The sequence below is a fragment of the Xylanibacter rarus genome, from assembly GCF_001275135.1.
Taxonomy (GTDB): Bacteria; Bacteroidota; Bacteroidia; order Bacteroidales; family Bacteroidaceae; genus Prevotella; species Prevotella rara.
Genome location: NZ_LFQU01000021.1, coordinates 21,077 through 37,527, shown reverse-complemented (window position 1 = coordinate 37,527; position 16,451 = coordinate 21,077). Strand labels below are relative to the sequence as shown.

The following is a 16,451-nucleotide window of genomic DNA, read 5'->3' as shown; positions in this document are numbered from 1 at the left end:
CTAATTTTAGTTAAACGAAAATTTCGCCATTCAAAAAAGACATTTATCCTTTCCACTTTCAAACAAATTACGCTATCTTTGCATATCGAGGTGTACTATATATCTCGTAAAAGCATTGTACTCATACAAAAAGGATTCCAAACAATATGTTTATCAAAATAAATAATAACCTTAAAAAACTAGTTAAAGTAATGTCAAATAAACGTTTCATATATTTTATACTGATTATTTTGGCAACAAATGTATCATTTAATGTCTTCGCGCAAAAATCAAGAACCACAAAAAAGGCAGCCACAACAAAAATAACATCAGAAGATCAGGCACAGATGTTATACGAAACGATGCTACCTTCAACAGAACAGATAATGATAATTGATAGTATTATTGCTGATAAAAATAATTTTTTGAACAAAATACCATTGACCAAAGAATCTGGGAGCGTGAATTCTTATAACAACTTTTGGAAAGTATCCGACCAAGCGCAATCGTACACATATATGAATGAATTTGGAAATAAAGTATATTTCTCAAAAAAAGATGAAACAGGCCATTTACGACTTTATACAGCTGATAAACTTAACGGAAAGTGGAACGATATAAGACGTATAACAGATTTTGATGATGAATTTACTGATATAAATAACCCATATATGATGTCAGACGGAATAACTTTATATTTCGCAGGTAAAAGCAAAGATAATTTAGGTGGCTATGACATATATGTAACTATGTATGATGCAGATTCTGCCCGTTTCTACAAACCAGAGAATATAGGTCTTCCATACAACTCAACAGGAAATGATTATTATTGCATAATAAACGAATTTGATTCTATTGGATGGCTTGTTACAGACAGAAGACAACCTGAAGGTAAGGTTTGTATATATACATTTGTTCCGTCAACATCACGTACTATATACGATGACGTTAATATGGATGATAACAAATTGAAAGATCTTGCAGATATCAAAAGTATACAAGCGACATGGACAGATGCAAAAAAACTTAAAGATGCTAGAAATAGGCTGTCCAAACTTATTAAGCGGAAAACGGAAAGTGAAAACAAGAATATCTCATTTATCGTAAATGATAATACAGTATATACTAGTCCTACAGACTTTAAATCAGTAGCAAATCAAAAACGTTTTTTACAATTATGCGAAATGAAACAAAAAATAAAAGATACAGAATTACAACTTGAAACATATAGGAAAAGATATACGACAAATAAGAATAAAGCATTAGGTAAAGAAATTAGAGATATAGAATACCAGCTTGAGAAACTTCACAAATATACCCAAACATTAGAAAAAGAAATAAGAAATACTGAAAACATTGCAATTAATGAACAATAAAATATAGGAGGAAAAACATATGGGAAAACGATATTTTGAAGAGTCTGAATTAATAATTAATCCAGATGGTAGTGTATTTCATCTTCATGTAAGACCCGAGGACCTTGCAGATAAGGTTATTCTTGTTGGAGATCCAGGAAGAGTTGAATTAGTAGCTTCACATTTTGACACAAAAGAATGTAATATTGAAAGTAGGGAATTTCATACAATAACCGGAACATATAATGGCAAACGAATAATGGTCACATCAACAGGTATTGGCTGTGACAACATTGACATTGTAATGAACGAAATCGATGCACTTGCAAATATTGATTTCAATACACGTACAGAAAAAGAAAAAATACGACAGTTAGATATTGTTAGAATAGGTACATGCGGAGGTTTACAACCATACACACCTGTTGGAACTTTTATTTGTTCAGAAAAATCAATTGGATTTGATGGACTCTTAAACTTCTATGAAGGGCGTAATGCCGTGTGTGATCTTGCAATGGAAAGAGCACTTTTAAATCATCTAGGTTGGAATGGAAATATGTGTGCACCTGCTCCGTATATAATAGATGCAGATTCTGAGCTTGTTGAACGCATAGCTGATAAGGATATGGTTAGAGGTGTAACTATTGCCTGCGGTGGTTTCTTTGGGCCACAAGGCCGTCAATTACGCATTCCATTGACAGATCCAAAACAAAATGAAAAGATAGAAAAGTTTGAATATAACGGCTTAAAAATAACAAACTTTGAAATGGAAAGTTCCGCTCTTGCAGGACTCGCTCGCCTTATGGGACATAAAGCAACAACATGCTGCATGGTTATTGCTAATCGTGTTGCAAAAGAAGCAAATACTGGTTATAAAAATCAAATTGATGATTTAATAAAAATTGTTCTTAATCGCATATGATATATGCATTACATTCAAAAATGAAACAATTATTATTAGTCTGTATGATGCTGTGCTATAGTCAATATTTATTAGCACAATACGACTTTATTCGACCTGTAAAAGATTCAATACCCGGAGGATATAATTTCTGGGTATATACCCCACTCGACTATTATTATACGCTTGAGAATACACCAGTAATAATTTTCTTGCACGGCCAAAGTTTATGTGGAAATGACCTTAATAAAGTAAGGCGATATGGACCATTAGATGCAATAGTTAAAGGCAGACAAATTGATGCATTAGTTATTGTTCCACAAAACCCTGGCGGCTCATGGGATCCGTACAAAATAAATCAAGTTTTAGAATGGACAAAAAATAATTATTCAATGGACTCAACACGCGTATATGTAATTGGAATGAGTCTTGGTGGATACGGAACGCTTGATTTTACCGGAACTTATCCAGATAAAGTCGCTGCAGCTATGGCGCTTTGCGGCGGATGTACGCTCAAAGACAAAACTGGTTTAGGAAAGGTACCATTATGGATAATACATGGTACTGCCGACAGAGCAGTATCAATAAAAGAATCAAAAGTCGTTGTCGACGAATTAAAACAAACAAATAATGACACAAGACTTAAATTTGACTGGCTAAAAGGTGCTTCACACGGGGCATTAGCACGAATATTATATATGAATAAAACATATGAATGGCTCTTCTCACATTCTATTTTAGATAATGGCCGACCTGTTAATAATGACATTGATATTGTAAAGTCTGATTTATCAAAAGCATATCAAGATATGATATCAGGTTCACCAGACCCTGAAGTTGTATATGACAAAACCATTTATTAGAAAATGCCCTTGTCGTCCCTTAAAAAGCCCTTTTTGCGAGATATTGTTCAAACACAGTATCTCGCATATTTTTTGATGCATGCAACAAAGAGCTTTCATGGTTCTTTTGAAGTTATAAGCCGCTGCTACCAGAAGAACGTGATACTGTCTCAAAAAGTGTGTCTGATAAGCAGTAAAAAAGGGGCGCCTTTTGCGTGTCAGCCCTGAAGTTTGTAATTTAGGAGTGACCAAACCACTAAATATACAAACTATGCACTTCACGAAAGTACAAATTTCTGAGCTCATGCGCAAGCATGCAGAGAAAGAAAATGGTCTACACGACCTGATGGAAATCATGCTTGAAAGCATGATGGTAGCAGAACGGAGTGAGTTTCTGCATGAAAATCCTCAAAATAAGGGCAATGGCTATCGTTTTGGACATGCCTATGGCCAAGGAAGAAAATTGGAATTCCGTATTCCCCGCGACCGTTATGGCAACTTTCATCCCCGGATACTTGTCATCCCTCGCAATCAGGAAGAGGAATGTGACCGGTTGGCCGGAGTCTTATATACCAAAGGACTTACGCAGGAACAGGTCGGAGATGTCTTTGAGCAGATTTACGGGCTGCACTATTCCAAGTCCAGCATCAGCCGGATGGTCGACAGCGTTCGTACCTAGGTAAACGCCTGGCTGGTGCGCAGTCTTGAGAGTTACTACCCGGTCATGTTCGTAGACTGTGTGCATATTAAGATTCACCATAAACGTTCGGTATGCAGTGAAGCGTTCTATGTCGCATTGGCCGTTACAGAGGAAGGCCGCCGTGATGTGCTGGGTATATTCAATATTCCTACAGAGAGCGCAACAGGATGGAGTGATATCTTTGACACTTTAAAAGAAAGGGGCATCCAAAAGATTGGGCTCATGGTTGCAGACGGTATTAAGGGTCTTGATGTCGTTGTGGGAGAGAAATTCCCCGGTACTCCGCTTCAGAGATGCGTAACCCATCTCAAACGCAAGATGTTTGCCAAGGTCAGTCATGGAGACAAGGGTGCTTTGGCTTCTGACCTGCGTGATATATTCCGTACCGGACAGCGCGATTACACCATTGAGATGGCATGGAAGAAATGGCAGGATATGTGTGAGAGGTGGGGTAAAGACTACCGGGCATTCAAACTCATGCGTAACAACGCCGACTACAAGGCATACATGACTTACTTGAACTATGCTCCGGAGATTCAGTCCATGATATATACCACTAATTGGATCGAGCGCCTCAACCGGGACTTCAGGAGAGTGACCTGAATGCGTACAGCCATGCCTAACGAAGAATCAGTACTGACGCTCATGGGCAGTGTCGCCATGGAACACAAGGCTTTTGACCGGCTGCTACCCAACATAACCTGCGACAAGACTCTGTTTCCGGACTAATGGAATAGTTCTTTTAGCAGAAAAGCCTGCCTGAAAGCAAAAAAGGAGTCGCCACCATGACGACTCCAGGATAGTTCTTGCTATCAGTATAGGCCTAGCCATGTTGCTGACGGGGTGCTCCTCTGCAGAACCCGTCCCTCGTCCAGCTACAACATAAAATTCACTTTTTTGATATGAAATACAAAATTGTCTATTAACTTTGTATCATCACTTCTAAGGCAAACTTGCCTCAGACACACTTTTTGAGACAGTATCATAAAATCTGCAAGTTTCTTAACCAAAAGATAAGAAAACTTGCAGATTCATCAAAGACTTTTATTGATTAAATTACTGAATACCAGTAGATAATAATCTTTTTAAGGGGCGACTAATTAGAATTTAGGGAAATTTCTTTTATTAATTAAATCACTTACAAATATAATAATGAAGCCTTATCTTAATCATTTATATTTAGACTTTTATTCATATCTCATTGACTTTGCAGGATGTACACGTGAAACAAGAAAGCTTGGTGCTATAAGCACAAAAACACTTATAAGTAAAGTGGCAACATTAAGTAATATAATTAAAGGTAAATTAATTTCAACTGGTACGGTCTTAACATAATAAGTTGAAGGATCTAGAGAAACAATACCTGTCAGTTTTTGTAATAAAACTAGTCCAAAACCAATAATATTTCCAATAACCATACCTTTCCCTATAATAAAAATAGCAAACCATAAAAAAGTTTTACGGATTATCGTATTCTTTGCACCAAGAGCTTTTAAAGTACCTATCATACTTGTACGTTCAAGAATTATTATGAGTAATCCTGAAATCATTGTAAATCCAGCAACACATAGCATAAGTGCCAGTATTATCCAAACATTTAAATCTAAAAGATCAAGCCATGAAAAAATTTGTGGATTCGCCTCTTGAATTGTTTCTGAAGAATAGGCTTCTCCATAAGTATCAGTAGTTCTATTTACTTTAGAAATAAGAATATTTTCGACATTATTAATCTTATTGAAATCATTCACAATAAGTTCTGCACCTGTAACTTGTCCTGTGTCCCATCCATTAAGACGGGATGCAGTATAAAGATCGGTAAAACAGATTGTTTTATCATATTGTGTAAGGTTTGTTTGATAAACTCCTGATACAGTAAATCGTCTCATTCTGACATCATCATTATCAATAAAATATGCAAACACCTTATCACCAGTATTTATCTTGAGCATATCCGCCATAATCTTAGATATAACAATCTTATTATGGCTTTTATTGTCACTAAATGCAGGAATAGTACCACTTATCATATTATTGTGGATAAAAGCAGTATCGTATTCTGAAGCAATGCCCTTAAAAGCTATTCCCAGAAAATCGCTGTCTGTCTTCAATATGCCTTGTTTAATTGCATAACGTTGTACGTGCTTAACTCCATTAATGGATTTCAATACATTCATCATACTATCAGGCATAGCAATAGGCTTCTGTTCATAGCCATGTAACGTCATAAAGTTCGCAACAGTAATATGGGAACCAAAGCCTATAACTTTATCACGTATAGTATGCTTAAAACCTAAAACAATACATACAGAAATTATCATTACGGCTAACCCTACGGCAACACCTGCTGTTGCGATATGGATTGCCGGCTTACTAACTTTTTGCTGAGCGTTATTGTCTGAATAAATACGCTTTGCTATATATAATGGTAAATTCATTCTTCATCAACCCTCCCCGGATAAGTTTCAAGCGCTTTTCGTAATATAAAAAGCGCACGTATTAAATCTTCTTTTTTTAACACATATGCTATACGTACTTGATTATATCCAGCTCCAGGTGTTGTATAAAATCCTGACGCTGGAGCCATCATGACAGTTTCACCTTCATAATTAAATGTTTCCAAACACCAACGGCAAAACTTTTCACTATCATCTACAGGTAGTTTTGCAACAGTATAGAAAGCCCCCATGGGTATAGGTGAATAAACACCTGGTATACGATTAAGGCCATCAATAAGACATTTACGACGTTCCACATATTCGTCATATACGCTACGTGAATATTCTTCTGGCACATCAAGAGATGCTTCTGCTGCTATTTGTCCGATTAATGGCGGTGACAAACGGGCTTGACAAAATTTCATCACGGCTTGACGTACATCCAAGTTTTTTGTTATCAAGGCTCCAATACGTATTCCACACTCGCTATATCTTTTACTAACAGAGTCAATAAGAACTACATTTTGCTCAATACCTTCAAGATGACATGCACTGATATAAGGCGAACCTGTATATATATATTCACGATAAACTTCATCAGAAAAAAGATACAAGTCATACTTCTTAACCAAATCTCTAATCTGGTTCATTTCACGTCTTGTATACAAATATCCTGTAGGATTATTGGGGTTACAAATAAGTATTGCACGTGTACGATCATTTATCAACTCTTCAAATTTCTCAACTTTTGGTAAAGAAAATCCTTCATCTATAGTTGTTGCAATAGTCCTTATTTTTGCTCCAGCAGAAATAGCAAAAGCCATATAATTAGCATATGCAGGTTCAGGAACAATTATCTCATCTCCTGGATTTAGACACGACATGAAAGCAAAAAGAACCGCTTCACTTCCCCCACAAGTTATTATAATATCATCAGGACTTACATTAATGTTGTACTTTTTATAATAATTCACAAGCTTCTTTCTGTATCCAAGATATCCTTGTGATGGTGAATATTCAAGAATTTCTCTATCAATATTACGTATAGCGTCAATAGCAACTTTGGGTGTAGGCAGATCAGGCTGTCCTATATTAAGATGATATACTTTTATTCCGCGATTTTTGGCAGCTGTCGCTAACGGAGCTAATTTTCTTATTGGCGACTCCGGCATTTCTAATCCACGTACTGATATTTGAGGCATAATTTGATATTTTCTAACAAAATTAATATAAACTTTAATAAAAGACTAATCAACAATAAAATTTATTTCATCAGTCAATGTTGCAAGATTACTATCAGTTGAAAAAGTTCCATGACACACCAAAACGTAGCACTCTTCCATTCAAAGGATAATGAGGAACGAGGAAATATTCACCTGCACTTGCATTAACATGGCTCATCATAATGAAAAATCGCGTATGCTTTAGATGTAAATTGGCGTATACATTTACATAAGGATAATTCCCTATTTCAACATTATTCTCACCATTGTCCTGTACGGTATATTGACCTAATGCCGGACTATAATCCAACGCTTTATACTTTGTAAAATAACGCAAATCAGCCCCGAGATCAACACTTAACACACGAGCAACCTTAAACTTAAAATATAAATTAGTGTATATATTTAACAGAGGAACAGGCAAGACTTCTTCATTACTTGATTTCTGATATGTTATTTGATTTTCCCAATTAAGAGGACCAAATTTAAAATCCTGTGACAATTGCAAAGTGAATAAATTTATATTCCCTGAGCATTGCTTTACAGAAACCACATTCCCTGCCCGATTAAAATTATCGGTAATTGTATAACTTTGACTCAAATATGTATAATCTTTTAAATCATCAATAGCTACACGCAATGTAGTATGAGTACGCCTTAAAGAAAAGACACCTTCTATACGGGTACGTATTTCTTTACTAAGACCATCATTATCCCACCAAAAATGTTTTGAATGATAATGTCTATAATAAAATGTTGGGTTAAGGCGATAAAAAAACATCCGTGCAGCTAGAGTTACTGTATCATTAAACAGACGAAAATTAAGATCTGCGTTTGCATCAACTTTCAATTGTCCGGCGTCTTCTCCTGCAAGCCATGCTTCAGCTGTAACATCATAGTGCAACGTTGTTCCTTGTTTTTTTATTAATTGACCACCAACACTCAAATTATGTTCGTTATAGCTACTTGTTCCGCCTAAAGAATCAGGCAAACTAAAATGCCGTAAATCTGATGTAACAAAAGCCCTTAGTCCTGCTTTCGCCCATTTATTAAAACCTTCTAGCAATGCTATAGCAAATGTATTTTTTAATGAATAATGGTTAGTCTTGTCATAAATTGAATCCCCTTCAAACTTCTCATTAACAGGGAATGTATTTGCATAATAATTTTCAGGAGTTCTATATGCTTGATATATACGACGATAATTATCAAATTTTAAAGTATGTATAAAGCTTGTAACTGGCACGTATTCATCTTTCATCCATGCAGTATCCACATTAGCAACATTTTTATCGTCTATATGAACGTTAAGCAAACTATCTGCGGCTGTCTTATCAAGAACTATTCTATCGCTTGCTGTATTAGTCGTATCGGCAGGCTCATCACCAGCTATTATAGCATTGTCAGGACGCCCTGAAAATGTCTTTTTCTCATCATATGCATTTTCATCAAATTCACGTCCTTCCTTAATAGCTTTCTTCCGTGCCTCTTCTTTTGCCTTATTTGTTTCATTCTCCTTTTGAGAAGCTATTGCGAACTTTCGTGCAGCAATCTCTTCTTCTGTCATTTTTACTTTTCTATTAAATCCCAAATTATAGCGGTGTGTGAAAAATATATGTTGATTATCATTACGATTCCAATTTTGTTCTAAAACGGTAGGTATTTCACTCTCCCTAAAATTATCATCAAATGCTTCAGGATGTGTTATGTACCTATCATCAGTTATACCACCATTTTCCGTCACTTTCTGGTGATTAGTTGATAATAAGATATGAGCATCATATCTGTCACCTAGATATGAGCCATACATAGTATAATTAAAATGCGACGTGCTCTGATTTTGATAATATCCACGGCCATAGATATAATCAAACTTAAAACCTACGCCTAACTTTTTACCTGCATTAACACCAAAAATTGCCTTAAAATGATCTTCACCATTTGTTCTATCACCACATTCATCATAAGAAATATTGGTAATCGGCGAAAGAGTGTTCGTAAAAAGGAATTTGTTGACAGGCGTCAAGAAATAATCATATGGTTGTGTGAATACAAACTGGGACGTTTCATCTCTATCTATAAAAATACGACTAATACGTGGCGCTCCTAAGTTTCCTGTAGTATTGTATTCTCCACGCAGGCCTGTTGTAAAAATTGAGTTCATATACATATGCTGCATTGTATCTGGTACAGCAGCCGTACGTTCCCCAAAACGTTCATCAATAGTCCAAACTTTCAATCCTTTTGGAATTTCTTTATTCCCAGATGAAAGTGTATCACTTTTTGAACTTTTATTTGATCCAGCTTGTGTAAACTCGCCCGTATCTGTTAACTGATTATAATCTTGTGAATAGACCGATAAACAAAATAATATATACGTTATCCCTATTAATATCCTTTTACTCATTTTATGAAGCGAAAAACACATTCAACAATTTTAAATAACATGGAAGACAATATTACGATTGTGCCAATTTGATGATCTACTTTAAAATAAATTACCATACCAATCAATGCTCCCAACATGAAAATAATATTTAATATATTACGAAGAAACATAAAGCGTTCACCTCGACTTCCATATTTCCCACAAGAATTAAATTTCTTGTTATTATCATCTGTATTTACAATCATTGCTTTTAAATAAAAATATCAAAAATAAGCTTATTTCAAAACATTTTCTTTAATTGTATTAAAAATATAATCTTTACGATCAATGGTCTTTCTTCTAAATTTTGCAGAACCAGGCAACAAACGTGTCTGTTTACGATTTAATGCATTTTCATCATTAATCCATTCTTCTGCTTTATACACATATCCACCTCTAACGCGTTCTTCATCATAAACATATAATATACGTCCCATTGTAACCGTAAGATGGTTATCTTTACAATATGCGATTAAAGTATAATTAAATTTCGTTCTGTCTAAAGACAATAATTTATCTGTAAAAACGAGCCACTCTTTCATACAAGCAACTACAATATGGTCCTTTTTATTGATAAGTGAAATACGACTACCTTCAAGTTGATTTTCTGTTTTAGTTAAACTCGTAAAACAATCAAATATTATATCGTATATATCCTGAGCATTTTTCTTTGGGACATCAATATCTAAGCGCCATTCAACTTTTCCATCAACCTCAGGAACTGCTCCTTTTAAATATTTAGCTTCCGAATTCTCTTTATTATCAATAAATGTACTTGTTGTGACTTTATGATCCTCGGCATTAGGTGCTTCCCAAACACTCTGTGCCAAACCAATCATTGGAATCAAATACATAGAAAGGATAAAAATCAGTTTCATACGAATATATATTTTTGCAAAATTAATAAATTAAAAGTTATAGGCGCAACAATAAGCATAATTTAACAACTAGAATTAGAATAGCAACAAATAAGCACCGATATAAATTACTACATAATGTTTTTATAATTATCAATATTTACCATCAAGTATATTTTGCAGACGAATTAATTCATCTCGAAATTGTGCAGCCTGTATAAAGTCAAGATCTTTTGCCGCTTTTTTCATCATCCTTTGGGTATTTGCAATTGTTTTTAACAACTGATCTTTATTCATCTTGGTTACAATAGGATCCGCAGCAAATGCGACATGGCCTTCTTCAATATAAGCCTCATACTTTTTGTTTGCAACTGGCATATCAATAATACTAGCAGATCCCAATGTATCATGATTTATTACCTTAACAATTTGTTTAGGAGTAATATTATGCTCTTCGTTATATTTCAATTGCTTTTCGCGACGCCTTGCAGTTTCATCTATCGTCATCTGCATACTTGCAGTAATATGGTCAGCATACATTATTACTTTACCATTTACATTCCTCGCCGCTCGGCCTGCAGTTTGAGTCAACGATCTGTGTGAACGCAAAAAGCCTTCTTTATCCGCATCCAGTATCGCGACAAGCGAGACTTCAGGCAAATCAAGCCCTTCACGCAATAGGTTCACTCCAACAAGAACGTCAAAAACGCCTTCACGTAAATCATTCATAATTTTTACTCTATCCAAAGTAGCGACATCACTGTGTATATAATTAGCTTTAACATCGTGATTAAGCAAATATTCTGTCAACTCTTCAGCCATACGCTTTGTCAATGTAGTAACCAAGGTACGTTCATTTTTCCCATTACGTATAACAATCTCTTCCATGAGATCATCAATCTGATTTTCACTTGGTCTTACTTCTATTTCCGGATCCAACAATCCTGTTGGGCGTATAACCTGCTCTACAACAACTCCTCCTGCTTCCTCCAATTCATAATCTGCAGGAGTTGCAGAAACATAAATTACCTGATGTATCATAGAGTGAAATTCTTCAAACTTTAATGGACGATTATCAAATGCTGCCGGCAGACGGAATCCATATTCAACCAGATTAGTCTTTCTCGCCCTATCGCCACCATACATCGCACTAATTTGAGGAACACTCACATGACTCTCATCTATCACCATCAGATAATCTGACGGGAAAAAATCCAAAAGACAATATGGTTTTTGTCCTGCTTCACGTCCATCAAAATATCGTGAATAATTTTCTATCCCCGAACAATGACCCAATTCTTTTATCATTTCCATATCATACTCCACACGTTCCTTAATACGCTGAGCTTTAATATCATCCCCCAATTCATTAAAGTAATATATTTGCTTTAACAAATCATCTTGTATTTTACGTATAGCAAGTTCAGTTTGCTCTTTTGATGTGACAAAAAGATTGGCAGGATAAATTTGATAATTATCAAAAGAAGCAATTCGATGAAAATCAATTGAATCTATTTCCTCAATACTATCAACCTCATCATCCCAAAATGAAATTCTAAGGACATAATCACTATAAGCCATAAATACATCAACAGTATCTCCTTTAACCCTAAAATTACCTCTCTTGAGTTCTATGTCATTTCGAACATACAAAGCTCCTACGAGGCTACGCAAGAAGTCATTACGATCTAAAATCTGGCCTCGCTTTAAAGATATTATACTTTTTGCCATTTCAACAGGTCCGCCCATACCATAAATACAGGAGACTGACGATACGACAATAACGTCTTTCCTTCCAGATAGCAATGCAGAAACAGCAGATAAACGTAAACGGTCTATTTCCTCATTAATAGCAAGATCTTTTTCAATATATGTATCCGTCTGTGGTAAATATGCTTCAGGCTGATAATAATCATAGTATGATACATAATACTCCACCGCATTATCAGGGAAAAAAGATTTCATTTCACTGTAAAGCTGAGCTGCAAGTGTCTTATTATGGCTTAAAATTAACGTTGGTTTATTTACATTGGCGATAACATTTGCAACCGTGAAAGTTTTACCCGATCCAGTTACTCCTAGTAACACTTGTGACTTTTCACCATTAAGTATCCCCTCTGTTAATTGCTTAATAGCTTCAGGTTGATCCCCTGTCGGCTTATAATTTGAGGTAAGCTTAAAACCTTTCATATAACAATAAACACAATAAGAACATTAATAAATACATAACAATTCAAGATGCAAAAATACAAATATTACAAAGAAATCACCTAATAAAGATATTTTTTCTTAAAAATAAGTTCAAAACTTTGTTACTTAATAGAATAATATGTACTTTTGCAAGCCAAATATTGAATTATGAAGAATAATATTATCATCTCCATATTTGCTGTCGTGTTGTTTTCTGGATGTGCACACGAATTCAATCAAGTTTATAAGTCACAAGACTATAATTATAAGTATGAATATGCAAAAGAGTGTTTTGCGTATGGCAAATATACACAGGCAATTACTTTGCTTGAAGAACTTGTAACAATTCAAAAAGGAACAGACAATGCTGAAGAAAGTCTATATATGCTTGCAATGGCACAATTTTGTGACAAGGACTATGAAAGTGCTGCAATGACTTTTAAAAAATACTATAAGACATATCCCAAAGGTATTTATTCAGAAATGGCCTCATTCTACATTGGCGAAAGCCTGTTTATGAGTACACCGGAACCAAGATTAGATCAAACACAGACTGTAAATTCAATTGCTGCTTTTCAAGAATACTTGGATATATATCCAGAAGCCTCTTTAAAAGGTAAAGCACAGAAACGCCTTTTCGAATTACAGGATAAACTTGTAAAAAAAGAATTATATTCTGCACAATTATATTATAATTTAGGTACATATTTTGGTAATTGTACAAGTGGAGGAAGCAATTATGAAGCATGTATTATAACGGCACAAAACGCAATCAATGATTATCCATACAGTTCTTTGCGCGAAGACTTTGCTGTTTTAATAATGAAAAGTAAATTCGAATTGGCAGAACAAAGCGTTGAATCAAAGAAAATAGACCGCTATCGAGATGCAGAAGACGAATGTTATGGATTCATTAATGAATATCCAGACTCAAAGAATAAGGCATTAGCAGAAAAATACATATCATCTTGTAAGAAATATACCAAAGAGAAATAAATATAACATAAAGAATATGGACTACAAAAAATCAAAAGCACCATCAAACACCGTAACCAGAAACATTATGGATTTATGTGATGAGACAGGCAACATTTATGAAAGTGTTGCTATAATCTCAAAACGTGCAAACCAAATTTCTGTAGAAATAAAACAAGATTTAAGTAAGAAGCTAGCAGAATTTGCTTCATACAATGATAGTTTAGAAGAGGTTTTTGAAAATAGAGAGCAAATAGAAATATCAAGATATTATGAAAAACTCCCTAAACCGACATTGTTAGCTACTCAAGAATTCATTGATGGCAATATATATTGGCGTGACGGTCAAAAAGACAATTTAAAAGATATGCAATGATACAAAGGAAACAAACTTTATTCCTTTTGGCAGCATTAATTTTAAATATAATCTGTCTATGCTTGCCGTTAGGACATTTTGTTGCAGATGGAAATATAAATTCCACATCTACAATGTTTAATTTGTGGATTACGATGCCGAATGGAAGTCATAATTATTCTGTATGGGCCCTTTTTGCAACTTTACTGATTACATGTCCGATTTCGCTGATTGCAATTTTTATGTATCACAACAGAATTGTACAAAGTCGGTTCTGTATATTTAACATATTATTAATCTTAGGATGGTATGCAGTTTACGCTGTGTTTGCAATAAATTTAACGGAATCTATAGGACATTACAAAATTTCCTTTACATCAATACTTCCACTTATAGCTGTTATTTTATATTTAATGGCAAGAAGAGCTATACTCGCAGATGAAGCATTAGTCAGAGCTGCAGATAGAATCAGATAGATGATATGATACCAGTAATATATTATCAATAATATAATGGCTGTCTCAAAGATAAGTAATGAGGCAGCCATATTTATATGATACATATTCAATAACACTAAGTTTTAAAGTCTTTATATATTTCTGCTTTTTATTTATAAATCAAACATTAAATTATCCTACAACATTGAGGCTATATAAAATGGATATACAAGATACAATATGCGCAATTGCAACAGCGAATGGCGGAGCTATAGGCATAATACGAATATCAGGACAAGATGCTATAAGCATCACTGATAAGATTTTTTATCCAGTGGGAAAAAAGTGTATGCCATTAAGTAAAAAGGCTGCGAATACCATAACCTATGGCCTAATAAAAAATAACGAAAAAGAAATCATTGACGAAGTTCTTGTAAGTATTTTCAGAGCACCGCATTCATATACAGGAGAAAATTCAGTAGAAATATCATGTCATGGGTCATCATATATATTGCAAAATATTATGCAATTATTAATCAAAAATGGATGCCGCTCAGCCGGCCCTGGTGAATATACACAAAGAGCCTTTCTTAACGGGAAGATGGACCTAAGTCAGGCAGAAGCTGTTGCAGATTTAATTTCTGCAACATCAGCAGCTACACACCGCATGGCAATAAATCAAATGCGTGGAGGCATCAGTAAAGAATTATCACTCTTACGTGATAAATTACTTCAACTTACATCTCTAATGGAACTTGAACTTGACTTCAGCGATCATGAAGAATTAGAATTTGCAGACCGTTCAGAACTTAAAGATATAGCTAATCAAATAGAAAAGGTAATAAGTCTACTAACAAATTCTTTCAATATGGGCAATGCCATAAAAAATGGAGTTCCTGTAGCTATCGTTGGAGAAACAAATGCAGGAAAATCAACATTATTGAATGCCTTACTAAATGAAGAACGTGCCATAGTAAGTGATATCCATGGTACTACACGCGATGTTATTGAAGATACTATAAACCTTGAAGGAATAACATTCCGCTTTATTGATACAGCCGGCATACGTGAGACAACGGATGCTATTGAATCCCTTGGCATCAAACGTAGTTTCCAAAAATTAGAACAAGCAAATATAGTTCTATGGGTCATAGATGCTACTTGTGCAGAAAAGCAATATAAGCAACTGTCAGAGCAAATTATACCAAGATGTAAAGACAAGCACCTTGTAATTATACTCAATAAGTTTGATTTACTTAATGAAAATATAAAGAAATCATTGGAAAACAATATAACAAATAAAGATACTGCGGACTGCTCATATATGTCAATATCAGATGGCATTCCATCAAAATATGTTACTATACCTCTATCTGCTAAAAACAAAGATGGGCTTTATGATTTACAACAACAACTAATTGAGTTTACGATTACACCTGACATGTCTCAAAATAGTGTTGTTGTAAGCAACCTACGCCACTATGAGGCACTCAGTCATGCCCTTTCATCTATCCACCGTGTCCAAGAGGGCCTTAATACCCAACTTTCTGGTGATTTGATAAGTGAGGACCTTCGCCAATGTCTTTTTCACCTAACAGAAATTGTAGGTGGCGAAATAACCACAGATGAAGTATTAAGCAACATCTTCAAACATTTCTGCATCGGTAAGTAAATACCTGATTATCAAATAGTTAAATTAATTATAATCGATTGATATGGCGCTCTTTAGGGGCGCCTTTTTTGTTGCTCAAGTATCGTTGATAATCGTTGCTAA

At 34.7% G+C, this 16,451-nt stretch carries 12 protein-coding genes and 1 pseudogene; 8 read left to right on the top strand and 5 right to left on the bottom strand.

Going from position 1 to position 16,451, the window contains the following annotated elements:
- The first annotated feature begins 146 nt into the window (after nt 1–146).
- The 4 genes and pseudogenes from ACU52_RS10685 to ACU52_RS15615 all read left to right on the top strand — a co-directional run bounded on the left by ACU52_RS10685 (nt 147) and on the right by ACU52_RS15615 (nt 4,506).
- Entirely contained in the window at nt 147–1,355 is a 1,209-nt protein-coding gene (locus tag ACU52_RS10685; protein ID WP_053398768.1) for a hypothetical protein, read from the top strand.
- A gap of 19 nt (nt 1,356–1,374) precedes the next feature.
- Nucleotides 1,375–2,256 carry a nucleoside phosphorylase gene (locus ACU52_RS10680; protein ID WP_053398767.1) on the top strand — a complete coding sequence of 294 codons (882 nt, stop codon included), beginning with the start codon at nt 1,375–1,377 and terminating at the stop codon, nt 2,254–2,256.
- A 20-nt stretch (nt 2,257–2,276) separates the two neighbouring features.
- Entirely contained in the window at nt 2,277–3,098 is an 822-nt protein-coding gene (locus ACU52_RS10675; protein ID WP_053398766.1) for a carboxylesterase family protein, read from the top strand.
- Nucleotides 3,099–3,348: 250 nt separating this feature from the next.
- Nucleotides 3,349–4,506: pseudogene (locus tag ACU52_RS15615) on the top strand (IS256 family transposase).
- Between the two features lie 458 nt (nt 4,507–4,964).
- On the opposite strand, the gene ACU52_RS10665 reads toward ACU52_RS15615, so the two are convergent.
- From ACU52_RS10665 to uvrB, 5 genes are all read right to left on the bottom strand, one after another.
- Nucleotides 4,965–6,212: an ABC transporter permease gene (locus ACU52_RS10665; protein WP_053398765.1), complete on the bottom strand. Its 1,248-nt coding sequence runs from the start codon at nt 6,210–6,212 to the stop codon at nt 4,965–4,967.
- Nucleotides 6,209–7,414 carry a pyridoxal phosphate-dependent aminotransferase gene (locus ACU52_RS10660; RefSeq protein ID WP_021855327.1) on the bottom strand — a complete coding sequence of 402 codons (1,206 nt, stop codon included), beginning with the start codon at nt 7,412–7,414 and terminating at the stop codon, nt 6,209–6,211. The genes ACU52_RS10665 and ACU52_RS10660 overlap by 4 nt, the downstream gene beginning before the upstream one ends.
- A 94-nt stretch (nt 7,415–7,508) precedes the next feature.
- Nucleotides 7,509–9,842 carry a putative porin gene (locus tag ACU52_RS10655; RefSeq protein WP_053398764.1) on the bottom strand — a complete coding sequence of 778 codons (2,334 nt, stop codon included), beginning with the start codon at nt 9,840–9,842 and terminating at the stop codon, nt 7,509–7,511.
- Between the two features lie 257 nt (nt 9,843–10,099).
- Nucleotides 10,100–10,741 carry a DUF4468 domain-containing protein gene (locus ACU52_RS10645; protein ID WP_053398763.1) on the bottom strand — a complete coding sequence of 214 codons (642 nt, stop codon included), beginning with the start codon at nt 10,739–10,741 and terminating at the stop codon, nt 10,100–10,102.
- A 132-nt stretch (nt 10,742–10,873) separates the two neighbouring features.
- Nucleotides 10,874–12,910, bottom strand: a complete 2,037-nt coding sequence (gene uvrB / locus ACU52_RS10640; protein ID WP_053398762.1) for an excinuclease ABC subunit UvrB — start codon at nt 12,908–12,910, stop codon at nt 10,874–10,876.
- Between the two features lie 168 nt (nt 12,911–13,078).
- Between uvrB and ACU52_RS10635 the strand changes: the two genes are divergently transcribed.
- The 4 genes from ACU52_RS10635 (at nt 13,079) to mnmE (ending at nt 16,349) form a co-directional block, all read left to right on the top strand.
- Entirely contained in the window at nt 13,079–13,906 is an 828-nt protein-coding gene (locus tag ACU52_RS10635) for an outer membrane protein assembly factor BamD (RefSeq protein ID WP_021855322.1), read from the top strand.
- A gap of 16 nt (nt 13,907–13,922) precedes the next feature.
- On the top strand, nt 13,923–14,261 hold the full coding sequence (locus tag ACU52_RS10630; protein ID WP_021855321.1) for a DNA-directed RNA polymerase subunit omega: 339 nt from the start codon (nt 13,923–13,925) through the stop codon (nt 14,259–14,261).
- On the top strand, nt 14,258–14,716 hold the full coding sequence (locus ACU52_RS10625) for a DUF4293 domain-containing protein (protein WP_053398761.1): 459 nt from the start codon (nt 14,258–14,260) through the stop codon (nt 14,714–14,716). Before ACU52_RS10630 ends, ACU52_RS10625 begins: the two co-directional genes overlap by 4 nt.
- A 181-nt stretch (nt 14,717–14,897) precedes the next feature.
- Complete coding sequence (mnmE, locus tag ACU52_RS10620; RefSeq protein WP_053398760.1) at nt 14,898–16,349, top strand: tRNA uridine-5-carboxymethylaminomethyl(34) synthesis GTPase MnmE; 1,452 nt, start codon at nt 14,898–14,900, stop codon at nt 16,347–16,349.
- Nucleotides 16,350–16,451 lie beyond the last annotated feature (102 nt).